The organism is Alicyclobacillus fodiniaquatilis (assembly GCF_042678105.1).
GTDB classification, from domain to species: Bacteria; Bacillota; Bacilli; order Alicyclobacillales; family Alicyclobacillaceae; genus Alicyclobacillus; species Alicyclobacillus fodiniaquatilis.
Genome location: NZ_JBHUCX010000097.1, coordinates 1 through 24,232, shown reverse-complemented (window position 1 = coordinate 24,232; position 24,232 = coordinate 1). Strand labels below are relative to the sequence as shown.

Annotated in this window: 19 protein-coding genes, 1 pseudogene, 1 CRISPR repeat array and 1 riboswitch; of the genes and pseudogenes, 5 read left to right on the top strand and 15 right to left on the bottom strand. The window is 47.6% G+C overall.

The window, feature by feature from the left end; translation table 11 throughout:
* Positions 1-591, top strand: a 591-nt coding sequence (locus ACFSB2_RS23675; protein WP_377945575.1) for an immunoglobulin-like domain-containing protein, incomplete at its 5' end; no start/stop codon positions are given.
* A 123-nt stretch (positions 592-714) separates the two neighbouring features.
* Positions 715-2,145: direct repeats of the CRISPR family, unit length 32 nt; unit sequence ATTTCAATCCACGCATCCACGAGGGATGCGAC.
* Positions 2,146-2,313: 168 nt separating this feature from the next.
* Here ACFSB2_RS23675 and cas2 read toward each other — a convergent pair.
* The 10 genes and pseudogenes from cas2 to ACFSB2_RS23625 all read right to left on the bottom strand — a co-directional run bounded on the left by cas2 (position 2,314) and on the right by ACFSB2_RS23625 (position 15,962).
* The gene (gene cas2 / locus ACFSB2_RS23670; RefSeq protein ID WP_377945584.1) at positions 2,314-2,604 is read right to left on the bottom strand and encodes a CRISPR-associated endonuclease Cas2; all 291 of its coding nucleotides are present in this window, start codon (positions 2,602-2,604) and stop codon (positions 2,314-2,316) included.
* Positions 2,605-2,613: 9 nt separating this feature from the next.
* Positions 2,614-3,626: pseudogene (gene cas1c, locus ACFSB2_RS23665) on the bottom strand (type I-C CRISPR-associated endonuclease Cas1c).
* Positions 3,623-4,279, bottom strand: a complete 657-nt coding sequence (gene cas4 / locus ACFSB2_RS23660) for a CRISPR-associated protein Cas4 (RefSeq protein WP_377945574.1) — start codon at positions 4,277-4,279, stop codon at positions 3,623-3,625. The pseudogene cas1c and the gene cas4 overlap by 4 nt, the downstream one beginning before the upstream one ends.
* Entirely contained in the window at positions 4,269-5,120 is an 852-nt protein-coding gene (cas7c, locus tag ACFSB2_RS23655) for a type I-C CRISPR-associated protein Cas7/Csd2 (RefSeq protein WP_377945573.1), read from the bottom strand. The genes cas4 and cas7c overlap by 11 nt, the downstream gene beginning before the upstream one ends.
* A gap of 2 nt (positions 5,121-5,122) precedes the next feature.
* A complete protein-coding gene (gene cas8c / locus ACFSB2_RS23650; RefSeq protein ID WP_377945572.1) occupies positions 5,123-7,030 on the bottom strand; it encodes a type I-C CRISPR-associated protein Cas8c/Csd1 in 1,908 nt (635 codons plus the stop codon).
* Between the two features lie 167 nt (positions 7,031-7,197).
* Complete coding sequence (cas5c, locus tag ACFSB2_RS23645) at positions 7,198-7,908, bottom strand: type I-C CRISPR-associated protein Cas5c (RefSeq protein ID WP_377945571.1); 711 nt, start codon at positions 7,906-7,908, stop codon at positions 7,198-7,200.
* A 198-nt stretch (positions 7,909-8,106) separates the two neighbouring features.
* Positions 8,107-10,548, bottom strand: coding sequence for a CRISPR-associated helicase Cas3' (gene cas3 / locus ACFSB2_RS23640; RefSeq protein ID WP_377945570.1), 2,442 nt, complete (start codon positions 10,546-10,548; stop codon positions 8,107-8,109).
* A 277-nt stretch (positions 10,549-10,825) separates the two neighbouring features.
* Positions 10,826-12,706 (bottom strand): molecular chaperone HtpG, encoded by a 1,881-nt coding sequence (htpG, locus tag ACFSB2_RS23635; RefSeq protein ID WP_377945569.1) that lies wholly within the window; start codon positions 12,704-12,706, stop codon positions 10,826-10,828.
* A 136-nt stretch (positions 12,707-12,842) separates the two neighbouring features.
* Positions 12,843-13,658, bottom strand: coding sequence for a TraX family protein (locus tag ACFSB2_RS23630; RefSeq protein ID WP_377945568.1), 816 nt, complete (start codon positions 13,656-13,658; stop codon positions 12,843-12,845).
* 111 nt (positions 13,659-13,769) lie between these two features.
* Positions 13,770-15,962: an FUSC family protein gene (locus tag ACFSB2_RS23625; RefSeq protein ID WP_377945567.1), complete on the bottom strand. Its 2,193-nt coding sequence runs from the start codon at positions 15,960-15,962 to the stop codon at positions 13,770-13,772.
* Positions 15,963-16,765: 803 nt separating this feature from the next.
* On the opposite strand from ACFSB2_RS23625, the gene ACFSB2_RS23620 reads away from it, so the two are divergent.
* Positions 16,766-16,924 (top strand): hypothetical protein, encoded by a 159-nt coding sequence (locus tag ACFSB2_RS23620; protein ID WP_377945566.1) that lies wholly within the window; start codon positions 16,766-16,768, stop codon positions 16,922-16,924.
* A 24-nt stretch (positions 16,925-16,948) separates the two neighbouring features.
* Here the strand turns inward: ACFSB2_RS23620 and ACFSB2_RS23615 are convergent, their stop codons facing one another.
* Entirely contained in the window at positions 16,949-18,115 is a 1,167-nt protein-coding gene (locus ACFSB2_RS23615) for a phosphoribosylaminoimidazolecarboxamide formyltransferase (protein ID WP_377945565.1), read from the bottom strand.
* 25 nt (positions 18,116-18,140) lie between these two features.
* A riboswitch (ZMP/ZTP riboswitch) is annotated at positions 18,141-18,224 on the bottom strand.
* Positions 18,225-18,757: 533 nt separating this feature from the next.
* Here ACFSB2_RS23615 and ACFSB2_RS23610 point away from each other — a divergent pair.
* Positions 18,758-19,213 (top strand): hypothetical protein, encoded by a 456-nt coding sequence (locus tag ACFSB2_RS23610; RefSeq protein WP_377945564.1) that lies wholly within the window; start codon positions 18,758-18,760, stop codon positions 19,211-19,213.
* Between the two features lie 94 nt (positions 19,214-19,307).
* Entirely contained in the window at positions 19,308-20,102 is a 795-nt protein-coding gene (locus tag ACFSB2_RS23605) for an exodeoxyribonuclease III (RefSeq protein WP_377945583.1), read from the top strand.
* An 89-nt stretch (positions 20,103-20,191) separates the two neighbouring features.
* Here ACFSB2_RS23605 and ACFSB2_RS23600 read toward each other — a convergent pair whose 3' ends face one another.
* Positions 20,192-20,743: an NADPH-dependent FMN reductase gene (locus tag ACFSB2_RS23600; RefSeq protein WP_377945563.1), complete on the bottom strand. Its 552-nt coding sequence runs from the start codon at positions 20,741-20,743 to the stop codon at positions 20,192-20,194.
* Positions 20,744-21,070: 327 nt separating this feature from the next.
* Entirely contained in the window at positions 21,071-21,511 is a 441-nt protein-coding gene (locus ACFSB2_RS23595; RefSeq protein WP_377945562.1) for an RrF2 family transcriptional regulator, read from the bottom strand.
* Positions 21,512-21,818: 307 nt separating this feature from the next.
* Between ACFSB2_RS23595 and ACFSB2_RS23590 the strand changes: the two genes are divergently transcribed.
* Positions 21,819-23,105, top strand: a complete 1,287-nt coding sequence (locus ACFSB2_RS23590) for a beta-propeller fold lactonase family protein (protein WP_377945561.1) — start codon at positions 21,819-21,821, stop codon at positions 23,103-23,105.
* Between the two features lie 185 nt (positions 23,106-23,290).
* Here ACFSB2_RS23590 and ACFSB2_RS23585 read toward each other — a convergent pair whose 3' ends face one another.
* A complete protein-coding gene (locus ACFSB2_RS23585; protein ID WP_377945560.1) occupies positions 23,291-24,040 on the bottom strand; it encodes a DUF6904 family protein in 750 nt (249 codons plus the stop codon).
* Between the two features lie 117 nt (positions 24,041-24,157).
* The coding region (locus ACFSB2_RS23580) for a zinc ribbon domain-containing protein (RefSeq protein WP_377945582.1) at positions 24,158-24,232 on the bottom strand (75 nt) is incomplete at its 5' end.

Genomic DNA, 24,232 nt, shown 5'->3' with positions numbered 1-24,232 from the left:
GCTGACAAGGCGGCGCTCGCGATTGGATATGCAGCTGGCGACTCGGCTTCCAACGTGACGCAGAACTTGACGTTACCCACTACGGGAAGCAACGGTTCGACCATCTCCTGGTCCTCGGACACCCCGACAGTCGTGGCAAATGACGGAACGGTGACGCAGCCTGCGTACAGTGATGGCAATGCGACGGTGACGCTGACGGCGACGATTACGAAGGGCAGCGCAAGTGACACGCAAACCTTCACGGTGACAGTGGTGCAAGCAGCGCTAACCCCTGTCAACTTGAATCTTTCTACCGCCTTTGTAAATCCTACAAGCGGTTCCGCATCGTCTACGACTTTTGTTGTCCGAGTGACGCTGAAGGATTCTGAGGGAAACACATTAGGAAGCGGTCATTCCGTTACGGTGACACCATACATTGTGAGTGTTGGCAATTTGTCTCCGGCCACAGCTACGTACAATAGCACGACTGACGATTACGTGTGTAGTTTTGGATTGGGGACTCTTACACCCGGCGATATTGATTTTAACATCACGATCGATGGACAGAATTACCCATACTCAATGCAGCCAGAGGCTACAGTAACCTCCTAACTAGCTACCAACTGCTTATTTTGTATAAAAAGTAAAACAGGTCCGTATATGGGCCTGCTTTACTCTATGCATCCACTAGGGATGCGACCAACCATATGAGATCAACCCTGGTGAGTGGTAAAAATTTCAATCCACGCATCCACGAGGGATGCGACTATCAGCCATTACCTCTATATACTTGCCAGTACATTTCAATCCACGCATCCACGAGGGATGCGACAATTATTGCATCGTTCTTTGCGGTGACCAGAACGTATTTCAATCCACGCATCCACGAGGGATGCGACTACGGACTTGTCCATCTACCAACCCGATGGATTATTTCAATCCACGCATCCACGAGGGATGCGACCGAAAACGCGAAGATTGCCGAAAAAACAGGCAAATTTCAATCCACGCATCCACGAGGGATGCGACTCAAATATGGTTACATCCTCTGGAGAAAGCTCTTTTCATTTCAATCCACGCATCCACGAGGGATGCGACTCAAAATCAGCGTCTACCACTGCCTCGATTCCGATTTCAATCCACGCATCCACGAGGGATGCGACCGAATTATCAAGCAACTTTTAGTGCTCGAAGGTATTTCAATCCACGCATCCACGAGGGATGCGACTGCAAACCACGGCGTTTTCGCGAGCGATTGGATATTTCAATCCACGCATCCACGAGGGATGCGACCTTTATGGTCTTGGTCAGGCTGTCGCCCGAAGAAATTTCAATCCACGCATCCACGAGGGATGCGACGTTATCGTGTCGTAAAAGGGGGCCGCACATCCAAATTTCAATCCACGCATCCACGAGGGATGCGACGTAAGCTTCTGGCGCTGATTTTTTGATAGACTTCAATTTCAATCCACGCATCCACGAGGGATGCGACCGTGCAAGTTAACAGATATCCTCCGACGAATCGAATTTCAATCCACGCATCCACGAGGGATGCGACGTGCCGTTGCTTACGAGGAGGTGGATCGGTGAGTGAAATTTCAATCCACGCATCCACGAGGGATGCGACTAGTCAGCAGGTGGGTTCGTTCGCGTTGGCAACATCATTTCAATCCACGCATCCACGAGGGATGCGACCTATGGCCGCCTTGTTGTCTTAGAAAAGATGACCATTTCAATCCACGCATCCACGAGGGATGCGACTTTTTCTTTGCCTTCATGTTTCCATTCGAAAAAGATTTCAATCCACGCATCCACGAGGGATGCGACAGAGTACCAATGAGCAGTCCCCCGCCGTCGATATATATTTCAATCCACGCATCCACGAGGGATGCGACCTTGATGCTGATGACTTATTGGAAAATCCGAACCTAATTTCAATCCACGCATCCACGAGGGATGCGACTCGCCGCCAACGGGGAGGGGGTCGGCAAAGCGTTATTTCAATCCACGCATCCACGAGGGATGCGACTTTGAGGATGACTTTGAGTGGTGGTCACAGGTAATTTTAATTTCAATCCACGCATCCACGAGGGATGCGACTTTCAGTACATGGATTCGTATAGGTGTATGTGCTATTTCAATCCACGCATCCACGAGGGATGCGACTGCGATTTTTGATTCAAACATGCACAAACTCACGTATCCACTATCAAAAACGCGCATAAACAACCAAAACATCCAAATCTCAACCACAAAACATCACTTAAACTGGATATTTCACTCACTTTCATGGTGCGAATGCCCTAGGCAAATCATGTGCGCTACACATTCGCACTACAAAATCAAAGGGCCCTCTAAATCTATGGACTCTTTCTGCCCGATGTGTTCTACCTTATTTTTGTAACTATTGCCCAACTGATAGAACCTGAGACTGTCCTGCTCCTCATCGATGATATCAAGAAGCTTTAACTTCAAAATGGCAAACTGAGTAGCGTCCACAACACATTCAAATACTGAGTTTTGCACACGTTGTCCATAATTTTGACATGCTTTCGCAACCTTGCGCAATCTTTTTTGCCCTGCACTAGTCACTGTGCTTACATCATACGTCACCAATACAAGCAACGCATTCACCTACTTCCACATAAAAGGAGGATACTCGTCTAAATCGTTACGCAAATGACGCGCCAATAGCAGGGCTTGTGTATGCGGCACCAATCCCCAGGAGATTTTTTCGCCAAGATAGGGATGCGTGATTTTCTCTTGCTTCTTATTTTGCCACGCAGTTAAAAACTTCTTCCTCGCCTCATCCTGCATTATCACTGCGCCGTTCTCTTTTTTCAAAAAATCATCTTTTTTCATGATTTTCTTATTGATCAATGACAACACAAACCGATCTGCATAAACGCCTCGCAATTCTTCCATCAGATCCAATGCCATTGAAGCGCGCCCGGGTCGATCCCGATGCAAAAATCCAACATAAGCATCCAACCCAACGCCTTCCAACGCCGCCGCGACATCACTGGCCAGCAGCGAATAAGCGAACGACAACATCGCATTCACGTTATCCAGCGGCGGCCTACGAGAGCGTAAGCGAAAATAGAAATCTTCTTTCTGCTGCAAGATCATAGAATCGAACAGCTTATTGTAACTCGTCGCCGCTTGCCCTTCTAAGCCACGCAATCTTTCTAGGTCTTCACATGATCTGACATCCAAAATGATCGCGGATAGTTGCTGCGAAATCGCTTTGAATTGTTGTTGATCAATACGCAAAGGATAATCTCTGGTCATTCTCTCAATGATCCATTTGTGATTGTAGATCTTGCCGACGATAAAATTACGCGCAATTTTCGCCGACAAAGCCTCGTCCTCTGATACATGATATTGTTTCTTGCGCAAGACGACATTACCCCTGCTTTCCCCAATGACTCGGGCCAAGAATCTGCCGTTCATCGTGAAGAAGACGAGCGAGATATTGCGCTCTGCGCAATATCCCATTAATGCCGGACTGGCGCCAATGTAACCGAAGGTGATGATCGATTCCAAGTTGTGCAAAGGCAGCCTGCCTAATTTCTCCTGCTCCTTCAGTAGCACAATATTATCGCCATCCAACGCCAAATAAACAGCGTATTTAGCAGCTTTTTCATTCCTCGATTTTCCCTTCAATGTAACTTTTAACGGTTCGTTTATTCATTAACTCCGGCAAACAGATATTTTGAAGGGAACAACTTTGGCAAAACCGCCCTGTCTTCACTTTCGGCGTATGTCTGCGCTGATAGTAATCCTGCATTTCTGCGACGATCAACTTCACCTTATTTTTGATCTCTACAGTTAACGGAACCTCAACCCGATGTTTGATCTCGTTGTAAAACAGATAGCCGATGTCAATTTCGCAGAGAAGCATCTCCTCAAGACAGATGGCTTGCGCCGCTAATTGCAAAACATCTTCGTCGCTTATTTTTGGTTTGCCGCGTTTATATTCAACCGGATATGCGACGTATTTGCCTTCGGCGCCGTTGATCTCCACGCCACTGTCGTCCCTGATAAACTCCACCACATCGCAGATTCCTGATATTTTGAGGCTCTCCGACTTCACAGGCATGGCGCGTACGATGAGCTTGTCTTTCCGTTTTTCTCTCGTAAATAGTTGATCCGCATTCCGATGAAGGTGCTCCCCCTCAATCGTTCTGACGTTTTCTGCCCATTGTTGTTCAATATGGATAAATGCCCACTGCCGTTTACAGAACTGAAAATGCTGTATGCCAGACAGCATTAGATAGTCGTCATCATTATTGTCCATCGATGATCTCAACGTTCAGCCCTTCCAACGGTTGGACAACAAACTTGTAATCTTCGAAGTGCTTGGCTTCTTCTACAAGCCGCTCAAACGTTAAAGACCGATGAACTTTGGCGGAGGAATACTGGCCCAGTTTGGAATTGTGCGTCCACCAGTACACAGTGTGGACCTCCATGCTTCCCTCTGGCCGCGCGGATGACGTGTCATTTTCAAACAAAGAAACCAGCGCCTGCTTAAATCGCTCGGCATCTTCATCTGTGAACCCGGTTTTCTCTGCCAATTGTGGATTCATACTGCCACAAAATATGTAGACTCCTGTATCCACACGGTGCTTCATGCCCATTGTGTCCGAACCTCTTGCCGCACCTGGCTCGGAGTTGACACTTTTCGTAATCTGCATGCTGGTAATGTCAATCGGATCGATACTCGTGGCAGTGCGAACAGAAACCGGTCCACGGACTCCGACAGAGACGTTACCTGATTTAAAGGCAAATACTTGGCCAAAACTTCTGACGTCCAGCCATTCCCGGCAAGCGACGCGCGCAAACTCATCATTGTCCCGCGTTTTGGCTTTCAACATCTTCCCTAGTTCTGGATTCGCGTCTGCGCGTTCCCTCAAACTGCTGTATGAATCCGACTTGCGATCATTGGACTGAACAAAAATGGCTTCCCCCATATCTTGCAGGCGATTTCTGATTTTCCGCTTCAGCGCGACATCTGAGATTTCGCCATAGCCGTCGTAGTTTTGTCGCGGCCGATTGCCATTCAAAGGATCCCCATTCGGATTCGCCTTGGTCACCGATAGTACAACCGCAAAATCAATTTTATTCGCTAATGTCCCCATGTTTATCTCTCCTCATTTTTGCCCGATGTTTCTACATCATCGTGATTTTCTTTTTTCGATTGATAGAGATCGTGGCGCTGGCTATAGAAACCCAGTAAATATAGACCAGACAACGGCTTGTTATTAAATTGATCAACCGGAATCCGCGAAGCGACTTCATCAATGATTTTCGACCAGTAAGTCGCCTCCGTTCCCATTCGAGTTTGGTATGGCTGCAAGCTGGCCTGAATGGTTCTCCAGGTTCTTGCAGGATGATTGGAGAATGCATTCATGTACCGAATGGCGTTGCTGGCGCGCTTTTCGTCTCCCAATGCGCGTCTCTCCAAAACATCCGCAACCGCCAACAGACGACCAAACAAATAGTCGCGATCATTATTTTTTTCATCTAATGGCACAGTGAAATTCCCCCCTCTGTGACTGTTTATCAATGCGCAAGTGATACTGAGCGTCTTTTCCCATTCCCATGGCTCCATCGACACTGGGTTTGAAGCGCGGCGATAGGCGCTGTTGACGATATCCAACGGAATCTTGCGATCATCAATGATGCATGGCAGCATACGTTCCATAAGCCCCTTGACAACTTTGTCGCTCGCTCGTGGGCCATATGCGGCAAAAGCGATATCCTTCGTAGCTGGCGCCCCGTAAAACGGCACATGTTCACCGCTGTCATTCTTCTGGTAACGATGGAACCACACACAGGTGGAATGCCATTTCACCAACTTTTCAAAATAAAGTTCCTTGTCCAAGTTGCGATAGTACAGTACCGCCATGCGGCCCGTTGTCGCTGAATCCAAAATCAATATGTTTACCTTCTCATTGGATGGAGATGACAATCGATTCCCATATCCGTCCAATGCCTTGGCAAACTCGATGGCATATTCCTGATTGGTAAACGGAATACGCGCTTTGGTAGGAGGCCCAATTGCAAACGAATCTTCGGTAGGTCCCGGTATGTCAAGATGGCGATTGCCCCAGACGAGAAACACACGTTGATCTACCATTTTTCCTTGGCGATGAATGAGCCACTTCAAGGCATTATGCGCTTTTTGCGAGACTTCGTAACTGATGCTGGCCGCTTCACGGCTATCATTGAAGCGTCCGCGGAAGGTGAAACCGCTTGTGTCATTCGCAGAGATGAGCTTGGCTTTATCTGCCGCATTTCTGATTTTATTCGCATGCTTTTCCGTCCTTGGAAGCGTTTTCCCTGTGACATAACAGAGATCCTCATCACCCAAACGGTTGCTGTAAAAGCGAATGAAAGAATCATGCACCTCTTTATCTTGCCAAACCTTTGTCAAGGTCTGCGTCGGTGAATAGACGTCGAAACGGACGAAAGCGCTCATCTGCCCCCCGCTGACAGCGGAGAATATCGGCGGTTTTCCGCCATACGTGGCCTCGGTGTCATTGTCACAGCTATCTAAAAGTCGATTTTCTGCATCAACAAACAAGATCTTGTGCTCCACCAAATCCTGAATGAGCCGCCCCTTGCTCAAATAGCGGTAGATGCTCTTCACCTTAGGCGTGGCGTATGGAGAATTGGCCCAGTCCTCAAGTTGCTTGATGTAATAGAGATAGGGTTCTTCTTTTTTGATTTCCCCACCATATGCGACATAATCTCCGGCTACATAGCTTAGTTTGTCGTGCAATGGATACGGCGAGATGACCGCTCCTGCACGGCTTGCCGAATTTTCTGTGCAGGGTATCAAGGTGTTCGCATTGTGTTTATCCGTAATCACTTCCGCCGTGTGAAATTCCCCATCTTCCGTGATGACCACTTCAATCTGCGCCTGTTGCGTCGTGTGCGAAACCGGTAGCAATGTAAACTCCTGTCCGTTGTGCTTATTGTCCACTTGCCCGACAAAATCTAAGTTGGACTCATAGGTTTCGTACAAATTCAAGAGATTGTTCATTGACTCCCCCCTCTTCCAAATCACCACTGGACGTATGTTTGATTGGTAGATGGCATCCGTATGGCAATGAAATGCGGCGCCATTTATCACTCCCGCGATGCAATGCCTTCCGACAATCCCCGGCAGTTTTCGACAAATTTTTCGCATTACTTTAAAACATCTCTAGCCTAAAAGCTATCCAATTGTGCGAGAAGTTCATCTGCCGAGACGACATTTGTCGCATCGAAATGCTTCGGCTGCATCTCCTTGATGGTGCGAACCAGCGTACACTGTTCGGGTCGGATAAATTCGATCACGCCATGCTTCATCACCGGATTCCACAACCGCACTTCCAATTGATTTCTGCCTGTTTCATCCGGGTAATTAAATCCATGAACCATCGTGCCTAGGGGAATCTCAGGGTAGTCTTTGTAAAATCCTTTCCCTTCGTCAAAATCACAAGGTTCAACATAGGCCTGGCATTCTCTGGCGCCAAGGAAGATGTCTCGACGGCCGCCAGCGTTAAGGGAACGCTTCAAGATGTTGTGGTGCTTGTGTTCGTTGCGATCATGCGCCATATCTGGACGGTTCATGTTGAACTCGAAGTGCGCTCGTACCTTGTATTCAACATCACGCAGATATGTATAGTTGGCAAGTGTATTTCCGCCACCATACTCAATTGGACGAATGCCTTTGGATTCCATGCGAATCGCTTTCATGATGCGGACAGCATCGACGACCATAATCAGTGAAGGCTTCCAATAAATTGATTCGACTATCCCCTTGAGCGCCTGGTATGTAGGAACTGCATAAGATAGCTTCTCTCCGCCCAGTTTCGTAAGTGGGTCGGTAAACAGGGCATACTCTCCTTGAACAATGAATTCTATCGAATTTCTCATAGATTCACCCTCTCTCTACTCTTACATTTTTTACAATACCATAATATTCTATTTTCCAAGGCCAGTCAAACGCGTCATACAATATTTGCCGATTAAATAACATGCTTGTTATTGCCAAACGCTGCCAATATAGGTGGATCGAAAAAATGTGTAGAGTGAAAATCTATCACAATATAAACAAGAGAACCTCAGCCAGCATCAGAACCAATATCCCTCAAGCTGGCTGTCATTCTCAAGCTCCAAACCGTACTCCTCACTGTAGGCTGATTCTTTCAGCGCCAATACTTTCCCATCAAGCAAACTGACCAATCCGTCATTCTTTGCCAACTGCCTCAATTCCCAATCAAACAAGTTAATCGAATACTGCTGTGCCTTTCGCAATAAGGCAGTCAAATCTTCAATCGTCTCATTGCCGTTCAGTTGCGCAATCATGTCTTTGCCTGCATCCCCAAAAGGGACCATCACGGATTTCGTGAGATCATCAATGACATAGAAGTTTTCCGCCGCCGTTTTGTAGCTATTGACGATACACAGTGGCAGAAGTTCTCTCTTTGCCTGCTTGTATGCCTCGTTATACGTGTTGTCCCCCCTGCTTGACATCAATAACTCCGTCATATCCTTCCTCAATTTCGGTACGTGGTAATTCAATTTCCTACGAAACGCTGCATAAAACTCCTTAAAATACTTATCCATTGCCTGAACAGTCAAAATGTCCCCGCCATGCAAGTTGCGATCCCGCTTGAGATCGACCAAAATCCGTTTGGCATGCTGTTTCCCATCTCTGATTTCCGGTAAATCCTTCAGATTCTCTTCTACGTGATCAATCACATAAACTTGTCGGATGTCGTCCTGCCCATGTCGATTGCATCTGCCGGCCGCTTGAGCGATGGAATCGAGTCCCGCCAAAGAGCGGATCACACAATCAAAGCTCACATCCACCCCCGCTTCAATTAACTGGGTGCTGATGCAGATGACTTTTTCGCGACGCTCAAGATGGCCTCGCACTTTTTCCAAAATCTTATTCCGGTGTGCGGCGCACATGGATGTGCTCAAGTGATACATTGGGAATTCATTCTCTGCCAGTTGACGGTATAGCCGCTTTACAACTGCTTTCGTATTCAGAATCACAAGTACACTCTGTACCTCGTCGATTTTCTCTGTGACGAAATCAGCAAGTTTGTCGGTGTTAAATGTCTCATCCGTCGCCCTATCGACGATTTCCACCCGTTTAAACGCTTCAATAACACCATCGAGGTTCGCGATGATCTCAGCATTTTCGCCAATTTTCAGTTGATGATCCACCTGCTCTGCCGCATAATTCAACGCAGGTTGCGTCGCCGTGCAAAGAATGAGACTGGCACGACCGTATGTCTGCAGGAAATTCAGCGCGTGATTAAACAGCGAGACACAGGAGACGGGCACCTTCTGCACCTCGTCAAAGATGATCACTGACTCGCTCAAGTTGTGCAATCTGCGAACATTCCTGCTGCCTTTGGCGTAGAACACGTTCAAAAACTGCACCATCGTCGTAAAGATGATGGGCGAATCCCAGTTGTCTTTGGCCAACTTTAACTTTTGCCGCGTGTTGATGACGCCGTCCTCGTGCTCATCGCCGTCATCCGTGTCATCGACGACGTTTGAGTGATGTTCCAGAATATTTCCATTGTCCTGCAAGATCTTGCGCACTTCTTCGGCGTTCTGCTCAATGATGGTCGTATATGGCACCACATAGATGATGTGCTTTTTTCCAGACGAAATGGCGTGTCGGAGCGCATAGCGCAAGCTGGCCAATGTCTTACCGCCGCCTGTTGGAATCGACAACGTGTAAATCCCCGATGGCTTATCCGCAAACTGCTCGCACTGATCCGACATTTCTCTTCGCAAGCGATTGATTTCTGTTTTCTCGGTATCCTGCGCTTGGTATTCGTCAATCTTTTTCATCAGTTTGTGATAATAGCCCGCAAACAGCGTTTTGTAGCACAGTTCCGGTTCGCTGACCTTGTTCTCTTCAAACCGTCTCGTATTCGTTCGATCCGCGTCGATTAAAGCGCTAAAGACAAACTTGGTTAAGAACATCAGCTTGCTTTCATAATTCCCTACCCAAGGTTTTGTCAGATAGGCATCTAATTCAGCGGTTGCTTTGGCAACATATTGTTGAAATTCTGCCTCGCTGATGACAAATTGAAAAAAGCACTGTTTCGCGTTGTCGAATCCCTTCAATTCGGGCTCAGTTTTTTGCACACGTTTTAAATAAGGCGACTCCAAATTCGGACTTAAAAAGTCGTGAAGATAGGCGTGGTGGGAGATGATGGCGTTGCCGACGACTTCGGCAAGCATCCAATTGAGGGGGACCGGATTCCCAGAATGAAACAACTGATATAACAACTTCCCACCCGCTGTCGAATGATCGACACTGCCTCTTTTCGGCGGCGCATCCGGATTTTTAGCAGCTTCGATGATGTAATCTCTAAATTCCTGGGTGTATTTGCCCATATCATGAAGCATGCCCGCAAGCCCTGCGATGTGCTTGACGCCGATTTTCTCTCCGAAGGATTCCGCCAACTTCTGTACGCCGAGTAAATGCTCCTCAACACTCTGTATCTCTTCGTCACTTTGGCGGATATGGGCGATATACTGCATGTTCATCCCTCCAGTTCTTTGCGATTGGTCAACTGCAGACGCGCAATATCACAAATACAGTCACATTCCTCAACCCCGCGTTGTTAAAGTATGTCATTTTCTCTTTCAACAATTGGAAGCGAATTTCCTTCTTTTGTTTGAAAAGAATCAAATGGGAAATCCATTTACCACAAAAAACCCCAGCATCCGTTGCGGAAGCTGGGGTTTTCCTGAAGATCATGCACAGGTTGAATGGGTGAAGTGCAAGTGAGGTAGAGTGCCCCACGGTCTCGCAGCATCACACCATGATCTTGCAAATATCGTTTGTAAAATCAACCGGATCGCCAATCGGCAATCCTTCAATAAGCAGCGCCTGATTGTACAGCAAATTCGTGTAAAGACTCAATTTCTCTTTATCATGTGCAAAAGCCGCTTTTAACGACTGGAACACTTCATGTTGGGTGTTGATTTCCAACACCTTTTCGGCTTTGACGTTTTGGTTGTTCGGCATCGCTTTGAGGACTTTTTCCATTTCAATGGTGATCTCGCCGTCAGCCGTCAAACACACTGGATGGTTCTTGAGTCGCTTTGAGACTCGCACATCCTTCACCTTGTCTGCGAGCAGTTGTTTCATCTCGTCAAACAGCGCTTGGTTTTCGTTCGCGTCGCTCTCCGCATTTTCCTCATTTTCGCTTGCTTCAATCCCTAAATCGCCACTGGATACTGACCTGAATTCCTTATCTTTGTACGTCATCAGCATTTTGATGGCGAACTCGTCGACGTCATCAATAAAGTAGAGAATTTCATACCCCTTATCCAACACGAGTTCGGTCTGTGGCAGCTTTTCAATTCTTTCGTACGTTTCGCCAGACGCATAGTAAATGTACTTTTGCGCTTCAGGCATCCTGGCAACATATTCGGCCAAAGTGACCATTTTCTTTTCCTTAGACGAGTAAAACATCAACAGATCCTGCAACGTGTCTTTGTTGCTCCCATAATCACTGTAAACCCCGTACTTCAACTGAGTGCCAAAGGCTTCGTAAAACTGCTCATAATGCGCTCTGTCGTCCTGAATCATCCGTTGCAGTTGGCTTGTGATTTTGCTCTTGATGTTTTTGGCGATCAACTGCAGTTGTTTGTCCTGCTGCAGAATCTCACGCGATATGTTCAAAGACAAGTCTTCCGAATCGACCATACCTTTGACAAAGCTATAATAATCCGGCAGCAAATCTGGGCATTTACTCATGATGAGCACGCCGTTTGAATACAGTTCCAATCCCTTTTCATATTCCTTAGTGTAATAATCAAAAGGGGTCTTCTCCGGGATATACAAAATGGCGTTATAGCGCACAGCGCCGTCTACGCTGATGTGGAGATGCTTTAACGGCTTGTCAAAACCGAACCGCTTCTCCATATAAAAATTTTCATAGTCTTCATCTGTGAGCTCATTCTTGTTCTTGCGCCAAATCGGCACCATGCTGTTGATGGTTTGTTCTTCCTGGTATTCCTCGAATTCTTCTTCGCTGCCTTCCTTCGGCCTTTGTGCTGTCACATCCATTTTTATCGGATAACGGATGAAATCGGAGTATTTTTTGATGATCGATCTCAGCCGATATTCGTCGAGATAATCGTCGTAGTGATCATCTTCTGTACTCTCTTTGATTTTCAACACAATTTCGGTGCCCACGTCCTCTTTTTCAGCGGGCACAATTGTATATCCATCTACACCGGATGATTCCCATTGATATGCGGTTTCGCTTCCGAACGCTCTGCTGATAACCGTAACCACGTCGGCGACCATAAAGGAGGCATAGAAACCGACACCAAACTGGCCAATGATTTCATGCCCGTCTTTCACTTCATTTTCATTTTTAAAAGCGAGAGAACCACTTTGGGCGATGACACCCAGATTGTTTTCGAGTTCCTCTTTGGTCATCCCAATCCCAGTATCACAAATGGTCAATGTTCGGTTGGCCTTATCTGCGGTCACCTTGATATAGTAGTTCGCTTTATCAAAATCCAGTGACGGATCACTTAATGCTTTGTAGTACATTTTGTCGATCGCGTCGCTGGCGTTTGAGATCAATTCCCGCAAGAAAATTTCACGATTTGAGTAGATGGAATGAATCATCATTTCTAACATGCGTTTAGATTCCGCTTTAAATGGCGTTTTTTCCATAGGGACATCTCCTTTCGAACATATCAGCGTACATTTAGCGGCTTTGCGATGTATGCACCAGATATTTTAGCACTCAACAACACAGAGTGCTAACGCTATTTACAATTTCTTCACCTCGTGGGGTGGTGACCATAATTCATCTGTTTGCGAGTAGATTTGCAACGATGAATAAAAACCAAATATGCAAGGGATAAAATGTATAGAAGAATTGTTTCAGACTCTTCCCTCGTTTACCGCTGTAGGCCAATATGAACGGGAGCGCGATGATCATGATCCACTGGTAATTCTGGTAGAACAGGTGCTGAAGCGTGAATCCGCCCAATCCTGCCATCACCAATATTGCGGCACAATAGATCGTGTAAAAGATCGTAAACCTTCCGCGATGATTTCTGAACATATACATAAAAATACCAAGCACGATAAAGATGACGGATCCCTGACACGTTAAAATATTGGGCATCAACCCGTTTACCAAATACGCACCGGAAGTCGATATCTTTTCAAGCCACGTGCTGAGTGCAAAACTGAAGATTTGTATCAGCCAAAAACAAGTCCATAGAACAATTTTCTTGCTTGTAGCCATTTTGGCTTTTGTCAGGGTAATCAGAATGGCCAACAGAAGAAATGTTGCAAAAATGTTATCTGCAATGCGGGTCTGGGTGTGTGAAAAGCACATCTGTATGACAAAACTACCAGCAGCCATCATTACAGAACCAATATAGAGTCGGAACAAATATTTTTTTGTATTTCTTGTATGCACGAGCCCCTGAACAACACAGAACATGAATATAGGGATGGCAATTCTACCGAACCATCCAAAAACGACTGGAAAAGTGTGCGGAAAACTTCCTTGCAGATGATCCGCCAACATGGCGACCAGTGCAATGACTTTCAAAGCAAAGGTGCTGAACTTTAGTCGTGATTCGTTTCTGCTATCTTTTAATACGCGCACTCTGAATGACTCCTTTACTGTTCCTCATCTCGGTCCATATTTTATTGGAACAAGCTTACAAGATGAGAAACAGCACCTGAACAGTAGCTGAATTCTGTTCAGGTCGTGTCACTATAAGGGATCAGAAGGATTAGCGTTGAGCTCGCGCAACAACTGCTCCAAGTGGAACAAACGGCGCACGACGGGTTCAGCTGAGCAATCGCCAGTTGTATAGGCGGCATCGGCGAACAAAATGTGCTCGACGTCTGTATCCGGCGTGATCGACACGTTCTTCTGTTTGACGGCGTCCGGTTCAGAAAGTCGCGTCGCGTTGAGCGCAAGCATCTGGCATGCAGATGCCAATTTACTTGTCGCGCTCGGATAAGGTTGACGTAGGGCCACGGCCAGCGCGCGGGCGCCAGTCGTAATGGAGGCATACAGCGCAAGTCGATGGCGCACGCGAGGGCTATACCCCCATATCAATGGTCTTGCAAGTGGCTTTGTCACCAGCGCGAGTTGACGGAACTGGTTGTCCAAGGTGCGTGTCAATGTGTCGAGATCCGGCTCCCCGTCCGCGTTGGTCAGTCGTTTTGCGGCAGTGTCAAGCAGCTCCCTAAACGCGTTAAGGAAGTTGTTGCGCGCGACTCGAACCGTGTCGCGCGTGGAAAGAGGAACCACCGCGAGCGCCACCACGAAGCCAATCACTGCGCCAATGGAGGTTTCCTCCAGTCGCAACACCAATAGCCCTGCGGAGAATTCGTGTAGCACGCTATAGAGCTGACCAATCATAATCGTGATGAAAAAGATCATATAGGCATAAGAAACGCGAACCAGATAGAAGCCGCAGAAAATGCTGGCGACGACCACGATCAGCACCCACGCGGTATGGCCTGCGGTCAACTCTGCCAACCCGATGGAAGCAATAAGCCCGACGAAGGTGCCTAAAACTCGGTAAACGCCTTTGAGGAAAGTCTCGGTGCGCGTGGCGGTGCCAGTGAACATGACGAACGCCGCAATGACAGCCCAATAGTAACGCGTTGGCGATAGCGCCCGTCCAAAGACAATGGCAAGCCCGCCTGCAACGACAACCTGAATGGCTTGACGCGTAGTCAGGTCCAACCGAGCAAACAGGTTCCATCGCGCGCCACGAGCTGGCACATCCTTCGCCACGGCCGGCGATCCCGGCAGATTGCCCAACGCCAAGCCGACAACAGGTTGGAACTCGTCGATGAGTGCTTCATCCATCACAATCCCTGTCTGCACAGAGGTGAACGCCGCTTGGGCCAACCGGATAAACTCAAGCGCAGCTTCTGCAAACAACCGCGCCGCAGATAACCCGCGTCGGCCATCCTCGGTCGACATCGGGCACACTTGCTCCACAGTCTTCATCAGATCATGCGCGGCCTGACGCGCACCCGCATCGTCACGGTGCGCCAACCGTTCGGCAACCAGGGCGGCGGCAGATGTCACGACCGTGTCGCGCTGAGCGAGCATCTCAGCATAGGCGGCTAACTGGTCCAACACGTGCTCTGCGTCGATCAAGCGGCGGCGCAACGCGGGAGCCGACTGGTTCGGCGGCAACGCGCCTGGCTCTGCCGACCAAGCCTCCACCATCAGTGCGGCTTCTGCCAGCCGCACTTGCTGCGCGTGCAACCGCCGACATAACCGCTCCCGCCGGCGCGTATCCGACGCGCGGAGGAACTCTGCGCAGACCCAGGCCATGGCGCGCGCATTTGCACCGAAAGCGAGGACCGTTTGACGCAACGCGCGCGTCGGGTTGGTTCGCAGCACCGTGATCGACAAAAGCAACACCCAGGCTGACGCCACGATGACAGAGACAAGCAGCCTTGGCACCATCTCCAGCGTCGCATTGGTGAATGCTGCAAAAAAGTATCCCATCCATCCCATGAAGCCATAGAAAAAGTACGGCACGCCAAATCGCCGCACGATCACGGCCGCAAACATGACCACCACAAATACCGCGAGCATCAGGTCTGTGTGACCGTCCATCGCGCCACCTGCCAACATGCCGATGCCAACGGCTACCGGAAAGAACGCCGCGTTGCGCACCTTTGCCCACACGCCAGTTCCTGACAGGGACATGGTGCCCATCATGGCCACCACAGCGCCCAGCAACATCGCGATAACGATGCCACTCGGGCCTGCATGCGTCGCACTCGCAACCTCATACTCCACGCCCAACGTACTTGCCACAGCCACCGCAACAGCCAGGGCTGTATGCAACCGGGTCAAACCCGGATCAGACGCCAAAATTCGATCCCACATATCAGCCAACCACACACAGCGCCATGCAAATTGCTTCAAAGCCGCTCACCCCACGGTAATCCTCTAATCGCTGACGATGACATCCCATCATCCCCTATCGCAAAAATCTGTAACCGGCAATAGAAAACAAGCAGATGTTCAATTGCCATCTGTTACGTCAATGCATATCCATGCGGCATGCAAAACACAAATGCCGAGTGTTGAGGTGCATCATGGTGACTATGCCATATATATTTCTCGCTTTTGTCCTTCAGGGACAAAAATCCAATCGTCGCAGCTTTGACGATGAGTGTCTTTCGTGGCTTGATGAATGGGAGATTGAGATGGACAAGGGATTCAATTTGAGTTCGCAAACTACCGTTGACGTTACTGTGTATTTTCATGGTAGCGCAATTTAGATGTATACCGCAACTTTATACGAATAGGTGGAGGTATTATGCACACTGAATCTGGCATTGTGGTGATGGAATGAAAGCATGCCTTTATTTTTAAAGTGAAGTGCAGCTCAGGTATGTTTCCTCTGTTTAAGGAGAAAAAATATACTATAACTTAAGCAAAGTGAGGGATGCCGATATGATGCGATACATGTTTGATATGTATAAGATGAGACTGAGCAGACGGAAAAAACATATCGCTTGGCTGTTTCTCTGCGTGTGGACATATTTCCTCATAAGTGATATTGTAAACGGATACATCTTCTTCGCCGCGCTTGTTTCACTGTTTGCGTTGGAAAACCTGTATTGTGTGACGCACGGCGATTGAAAAATAGCGGCAGTACCTGTTGTGACATTGTAAAATCGCATGATTTTGCATATCTCGAAATCAAACAGGGGGGAAATCTCATGCAGAATAAGCAGGGAATCATCAGCGTGATCGTCGTGATTATCGCGATTTTTGTCTTGATTTCGACGCATCACATTCGCCTTGGTTCATTTACAGCTGCTAAGCCGAATTCAAGCACGAATGTGATTACGCCAGTCCCTAGCGGATCAAACAAGTAAAGGGGCATCTCCAATGCTTATCATTTAATGATGGAACAAGCGAAGACCCGCAAAAGCCATCACCATGCCATATTCGTCAGCAGCCCGGATGACTTCCGCGTCTCTCAAAGAGTGTCCAGCTTGAACTACATATTTGACACCACTTTGGCTCGCTCGATCCAAATTGTCTCTAAATGGGATATAGGCATCCGAAGCATATGCCACCCCCTGAAGTCCTTTTAACCATTCCTTTGTTTCGAGGCGAGAAAGACGATGAGGAATCTCATCGAAGTTGTTCTCCCATTCACGAATCTCGGGCAAAGTCAGCTCTTCACATGTCCACTGATCAATTGCGTTATTCCGCGCGGGTCGCCCAATCCCTTTGTGAAACTTCATGTTCAGCGCGATGGGGTGTTGCCGCAGATACCAGTTGTCCGCCTTGTTAGCGGCTAACCTTGTACAATGTATTCGAGACTGTTGTCCTGCTCCGACGCCGATGGTTTGTCCATCCAGCGCAAAGCATACTGAATTAGATTGCGTGTACTTCAGTGTAATGGCTGCAAGGAGCAGATCCCGCTTTGCTGACTCTGGAATGGACGCTTTTGTGGTCACCACATTTTGCAATATCTCTTCCGTAATGGTCGCATTGTTGCGTTCCTGCTCTATCTTAATGCCAAATACCGTACGCTGCTCAATCGGATTGGGTTCGTAATTGGGATCGATTTCAAGGATGAGGTAGTTGCCGTTCTTCTTGGTTTTCAGTATTTCTAGCGCGTCATTATCATAGCCTGGGGCAACAACGAGATCCGATACTTCTCGTTTCAACAGCCGGGCGACGGATACGTCAACACGGTCACTCAACGCGGCGCAATCCCCAAACGAAGACATCCGGTCTGTGCCTCTCGCTCTTGCATACGCAACCGCCAACGGAGACAGCTCCAAATCCTCTACAAAATAGGATTTTTTCAGATTGCCGCTCAATGGGCTATAGACCGCTGCCCCCGCAGGGCTGACATGCTTAAACGAAGCAGCCGCAGGCAAGCTTAGCGATTTCCGCAGTTCGCGCGCTAATTGAAAAGCATTTAATGCATCGAGCATATTAACCAGACTGGGCTCACCGTTTAGAATTTTGATAGGCGCCGAGCCCTCATACATCATTTTCGCAGACATCTGATGTGGATTCATGCCATAGCGTAGCCGTAGTTCTTCCATGCAGTTGGAAGCCCCTTTCACCAAAAATTTTAGCCCAGGCGAACGGCTACGTCAGGCTATGTGCTCCATTGTGGTACTCCACTTTGATTCGCCAGTCACACATAGTCACAAGTTGATTATACGCAATTTTCAATATCCCGTGTCTGCTTTTGGACGAATCCCCTTCATGTGCTTCGTCTTTATTCACATAAATCTCTGAATTTCGCGTTCATTTTCAAATATAACTTTCTCCAAATAAGGCTTTCCTCCAGAGAGCCTCGCCCCCACGACAAGGGATGACTTGGCCCGTGCGTAAAATTCGGGCTCCAACGTCGGCGGCACTTGTACTTTGTAGATATGCCGACGTTCATCCACCGTACGAACCCTTTGTACACAAGACAGTGGCCATTCATGAACCGTGACTCGTTCTTCTACCGGTTAAAGATACTAAAGTAAGCGGTATCATCTGACGGCGAAACATGACGAGGTTGATATCAATGCTTATAACTGTTTAAACTCAATGTAAGCTTCTGCCGCAAAGTTCTTCACAACTTAAACGTGTTCTTAATGATTTCAGCAACTTCAAAGGCACTTAGGTTTGTATTGTTGATCTTCAGATAGTTATCCCTTTTGATTTCGCCATCGCTTAAGGAGGCGTACGAAATGCCAAGATTAAAGAAAATTATAAACATTTATGCGGTGACTGAGGTTACTATCGTTGCATTTGCTTATACGTGGTGCATCGCTCTTGTCGATATATACCAAACAAGCGATCAATCCGGAAGATTGCTGTATTGGTATATTATCGCATATTTCGCTTTTATATTGTTTACTAGGTCAACCATTGAAGTGATTGTAATGAATATATTGTCAATCGTGAGCCTTCCTTTTGTATTTCTCCTGCCACAAATACAAGAAGCGGGTCCATACATGCTTGAAGGAGAACCATACATACAGGTATTTGGAACTTTACTTGCACTGTGTATTCAACTCCCGCTATACTATTTCGTCATCAGACCCCTTCGAAGAAAATGGGTTCGATCCCGCAGCAGAGAATATCGTCTTATTGCTGTGCTTTTTACGCTTGTTTTCGTAGCGACCATCTTCGTGCTAGTTTGACTTGGAAAGCCCGCCTTTGTACTGTGGCGATTTATGCTACACTGCGATAGTACATACTGGAGCTTTGCATGCTGTAAGGAGATTGTGATGAATGATGAATTTGGTGTCTTGGAATGTCAACGGTTTAAGGGCCTGCGTCAATAAAGGGTTTCTCGAATATTTCAATCATATCAATGCGGACATATTCTGCCTACAAGAGATAAAACTGCAGGAAGGGCAAATTCACCTGGAACTCGGAGAAGAATATAAGTTGTTCTGGAATTACGCCCAGAAGAAGGGGTATTCCGGAACCGCGATATTTACGCGAATCAACCCACTTTCGGTGCGTTACGGTTTGGAAGAGGAGACAGAGCCTGAAGGGCGGATCATTACACTTGAATTTGAGGCCTTCTATCTTGTGACTGTCTATACGCCCAATGCAAAGCGTGATCTGTCCAGGCTGCCATATCGACTGGAATGGGAAGACCGGTTTCGAAACTATCTGCTGGAGCTTGACGCTCGAAAGCCTGTGATCATTTGCGGTGATTTGAACGTTGCCCATCAGGAAATTGACATTAAAAATGCGAAAAGCAACCGTGGCAATTCCGGCTTTACAGACGAAGAGCGGGAGAAGATGACGCTGCTCCTCGAAACCGGCTTCACGGACTCTTTCAGATTTCTTTATCCTGAACGAACCGACGCCTATTCCTGGTGGTCGAATATGCCGAAAGTGAGAGAGCGAAACGTGGGGTGGCGGATCGACTATTTCCTCGTTTCTTCGAGACTGCGTCCATTCATCGCCGACGCGCGAATCGATTCCGACATATATGGGAGCGATCACTGCCCTGTTGTGTTAGAAATGGCTGATTTTAGCGAATCCCTTTTGTCACAAGAGAATACAATCTCCTAACACAGAAAATCATGTGGAACAATGTTAGCTGCAAAAGCCCGAACATCGGATACTTGATGTAAATCCGACATTCGGGCTTCCATTTTAAATTATACGCGCAGGGTCTTTAACGCGCCGCTCCATGCTTCCACTTCGTCAAGCATGGTGTTCAAATTATTGAGATGCAGTGCTTGTGGCTTGAACGTGGAATAATTTTCAAAATCCACAAACAACGACAAGGCTGGATGCGTGCGAACGTCTGCAATTGACAATTCTGCACAGATGCCGCGCAAATGCTCAGCCGCACGAGTACCGCCGCTCGAACCATAACTCACGATGCCAGCAGCTTTGTTTTGCCATGCTTCACGCGCTAAATCCAACGCGTTTTTCAACGCACCTGTAATACTGTGATTGTATTCTTGGACCACAAAAACAAAGCCATCGAGGCTTGCGAGTTTTTCATTCCAAGCTGCGATTCCTGGTTCAGTACCGTCGGTTGTGCCTAAAAACGGCAGTTCGTAATCTGCGATATCTACAATTTCGTAGTTTGCTTTGCCGCGTTCTTCAGTAATTCCTTTTACCCATGCCCCTACCTGCGGACTCACACGACCTTGACGTGTGCTACCAATGATAATCCCGATGTTCAATTTCTCAGCAGCCATGCTTTACTCCTCCTTGTGGTAAGCAAATCTTTCAGTGCTTGAAACTGCAAAATGCATTCTGAACTACACTGTCAAACGATTTGTAGTGCGATATTCATCACTCAACTCCGGCGAAAGGTTTTCCCCCAGGCTGTTGGCTGGTAGCACGCATGGCGATGATCTCCGCCATTTACTGAATCCATTTCAGACACAGTTTTATATGCACCAAAATCCTGATTTGGTCATCATGCTCTAGATATATCACAGTGTCCTCATGAATACTGAATTCAATCTGAACACAGTATACGACGCAACTATGCCCTTGTAAAGCACAGTTCGCAAATAAACTTAATTCCCAAATACCTGATCAGCAATCTGCTCAATCGTGTACTGTTCATAAATATCAAGGGTGCTTTTCTCTGTTCGAGTTGTCATCTCGCTAAAAATCTTCTTTATGTTTTCTCCACCAGGACAGTTTGTAGTTGAATCTAATAAGCCTGCGCCCAGCGGATCACTCACTTGCAGTGCCCGATAGACATCAGCCACCGTGATTAAATGCGCAGCTTTCGCTAATGAATATCCGCCATCTCGTCCTTCCTTGGCTTCAACGAGGTTCGCACGAACGAGGGGAGCCATGACACGGCGCATGAATGTCGTCCCAGACTGCATCATTTTTGCGATCTCTTGACTAGGACATACATTTTCCGACACCGAAAGAAAAACGAGCGCCTGTATCGCAAGCCCAAACGCCGATGGCGTTATAGAATGACAGCGCCTGGATAACGCCATGCATCTCACCTCCATTACATTGTGTCCAATGAGTACACAGTTTACAGGGTTATCCTTCGTTTGTTTAGTCCATATTGTACCACGGATTACATATCACTGAATTTGCTTCGTGCCCAATGAGATAGTTCGGCTCACATCGCGCTTGTACACCCCACTTGTAAAGCCACCGCGCGCTGTTGATTAGGTCTAAAGTTAGGCCTATATCATCCGTATGAATGCCCCATGCACGCCCTTGATAAGTGAATATGCTTTTATGGATAAGAACGCAATTTCCTTGTCAAATTCCGATAAGAAAGTGGGCGAAAGGATGGCTTCATTTACTACCGGGCCTATTTTTAACGAAGGCTCTCCACTTCTGACGACTGTGAACGTCATGATCAAAAACGATGACCCCAATACAGGAGCAGCAGTAGAGTTAGTCCTGTTTCAGATCGTACGTAGCTCATCCGAAACTTCAAGCATTGAAGTGGATCACCAACTGTTCTCATTGAATGCGCAAAGCGGCATCACAAAGACCATGAGCATTACAGGTTTTCAGGGATACGAGTTGCAGGTCAACGTAACTGGTAGTACAAACGTGGTCGTGAACTCATTTACCACCGATTCGACTGGCGCCGTAAACGCAGCAAAACGTGTTCTGCAAGCAGAGACGACTGCCCTCCCCGAAGCGGCCTTAGGCAATCGGATATTCGTCGCAAATTTCGGGAGCAACAATGTGTCCATCATCGACGGGAATACGAATACGGTTATCGGCACCGCGCCTGTAGGGACCAGCCCAAGTCGGATCGGTGTGAATGATACAACGGATAGGGTATATGTTTCGGATTCTAACAGTAACGCTGTTTCAGTCATTGACGCAAACATGGGGACGGTGATTGCAACTGTTCCTGTAGGGACCGACCCTGCAGGCGTTGGTGTGAATCCAGTGACCAATGCCATCTACGTCGCAAACGGAGCTGGCACCACCGTATCCGTCATCGATGGCGCGTTCAACATCGTGATCGCAACCATTCAAGTAGGTTCGTCGCCATCCGGTGTGGGGGTGAACTCGGTGACAAATAGAATCTATGTGACGAATTCCGCAAGCAATACCGTGTCCGTCATTGACGGAAACACAAATACAGTAGTCGCGACGATTTCCACCAATATCGGCCTTACTCCTTTCGATGTCGCTGTCAACACGACTACGAATCAAATCTTCGTGTCGAACAGAGCGCCTTTTTCGACGTCTACTGTCTCCGTGATTGACGGTGCCACAAACACTGTCCTCACGAACGTAACGACTGGGTTCCACGCCTTGTCATCAGGAATCGCCGTCAATTCGACGACAAACCTCATTTATGTGGCAAACGAGAACTTTAACAACGTGGACGTCATCGATGGAACCACGGACACCATTACAGCGACGATTCCCGTTGGCCCATCCCCATTTGGCGTTGGTATCAACCCAGAAACAAACACCATCTTCGTTGCAAACAGCAATTTAGGCACGTTAAACCCTGGCACGGTCTCGGTGATCAATGGGGCTACAAATGCAATTACCGCCACGATACCAGTTAACCTTTCTCCGAGTGGGGTAAGTGTGATTTCTTAAATTTTGTTTTCTCGCCACCTGATGTTCATCAAAAGGGGCTGCCAGCAGTTTTCACCGCGCTGCGGCAGCCTCCGTGTTATGTGATTAGGTCATTCCGATATGAAGCGCTGTATGCGCTGTATGCACTGTGTGACAACAGAAGCGATGTGGCTGCCTTCCTCAACCTTACAAATCGCGCTGAAGCATCACCATTCAAAATCTGCTGGATAATCGAGGCCAATTTTAATATCGAAAACGGTACAGTGATGCTGACGAGCGGCAGCAGCCACTTCTTGTTCCAGTTCCGTATATTCCTTGTTCTTCTCAGCTAACCGCTTGACCATGATAGAAATATTCTTCCGACGAGTATCCCGATCCATTTCAAGAAAGCGAATGTTTAGCAGATCTACGTACTGGAAGAGATAGCTGTCCATCCAGGGATACGCTCTGTTCATTTGCTTCAGCACTCGGGGAAATGAAGCTTCAGATAACGTTTCACTCAGACATCTGGCAACTGCCGCTTGAAACATTCTCACTTGTGAAATGGTTGGATTCCACGAATTTCGCCATTCAGTCAGGGGCGTAAAACTGGACTTCGTCTGCTTTTTGGCATAAAACCAAATGAAATCGTTTAGAACCATGACGACAAATAATAGCTCTGGCCACAAAACCTCAATTTTATAATAGATATTCTTGTCTTGTGCGATCACGCCAAAGCGTTTGATTTTTTCTGTGTCCAATCCATTCTCTTTAAACTCGATTTCCCGGTCGCCCATGAGTGCGTGACGCAATTCGTAACAAACCCCTAGGACTCGAAGGCGGGCACCTTCATAGCGCTCCAATTCTCCCTCTTCCCCGACGACTTCATGCAGAGATTCATAGAGGCCCTCAATATCCACTAAATCCCCAAGAACCGAGACGCCTGCTTCATTCGGCGTCGACCTGATCTGAATCATCTAGTGCTCTCCCTCCTGTGACCACTCCTCATGCCTAAAGGCAGGGGCTTCTCAGAACACGCATGGCAACCCGCCTACGTTATGTCCTGAAGGCTCAGTCCAAGCCAACCAGAAACGCTATATTGCACGCTTCAAAATGTTTTTTGCGGCGTTGATATCTCTGTCCTGAACGTATCCGCAGTGTTCGCAATG

Coding starts and splice junctions, on each gene's coding strand:
- cas4 (WP_377945574.1), bottom strand. CDS start 4,279: ATGGACAATAATGATGACGACTATCTAATGCTGTCTGGCATACAGCAT.
- cas7c (WP_377945573.1), bottom strand. CDS start 5,120: ATGGGGACATTAGCGAATAAAATTGATTTTGCGGTTGTACTATCGGTG.
- cas8c (WP_377945572.1), bottom strand. CDS start 7,030: ATGAACAATCTCTTGAATTTGTACGAAACCTATGAGTCCAACTTAGAT.
- cas5c (WP_377945571.1), bottom strand. CDS start 7,908: ATGAGAAATTCGATAGAATTCATTGTTCAAGGAGAGTATGCCCTGTTT.
- cas3 (WP_377945570.1), bottom strand. CDS start 10,548: ATGCAGTATATCGCCCATATCCGCCAAAGTGACGAAGAGATACAGAGT.
- htpG (WP_377945569.1), bottom strand. CDS start 12,706: ATGGAAAAAACGCCATTTAAAGCGGAATCTAAACGCATGTTAGAAATG.
- ACFSB2_RS23620 (WP_377945566.1), top strand. CDS start 16,766: ATGCAGAATAAGCAGGGAATCATCAGCGTGATCGTCGTGATTATCGCG.
- ACFSB2_RS23615 (WP_377945565.1), bottom strand. CDS start 18,115: ATGGAAGAACTACGGCTACGCTATGGCATGAATCCACATCAGATGTCT.
- ACFSB2_RS23610 (WP_377945564.1), top strand. CDS start 18,758: ATGCCAAGATTAAAGAAAATTATAAACATTTATGCGGTGACTGAGGTT.
- ACFSB2_RS23605 (WP_377945583.1), top strand. CDS start 19,308: ATGAATTTGGTGTCTTGGAATGTCAACGGTTTAAGGGCCTGCGTCAAT.
- ACFSB2_RS23600 (WP_377945563.1), bottom strand. CDS start 20,743: ATGGCTGCTGAGAAATTGAACATCGGGATTATCATTGGTAGCACACGT.
- ACFSB2_RS23595 (WP_377945562.1), bottom strand. CDS start 21,511: ATGGCGTTATCCAGGCGCTGTCATTCTATAACGCCATCGGCGTTTGGG.
- ACFSB2_RS23590 (WP_377945561.1), top strand. CDS start 21,819: ATGGCTTCATTTACTACCGGGCCTATTTTTAACGAAGGCTCTCCACTT.
- ACFSB2_RS23585 (WP_377945560.1), bottom strand. CDS start 24,040: ATGATTCAGATCAGGTCGACGCCGAATGAAGCAGGCGTCTCGGTTCTT.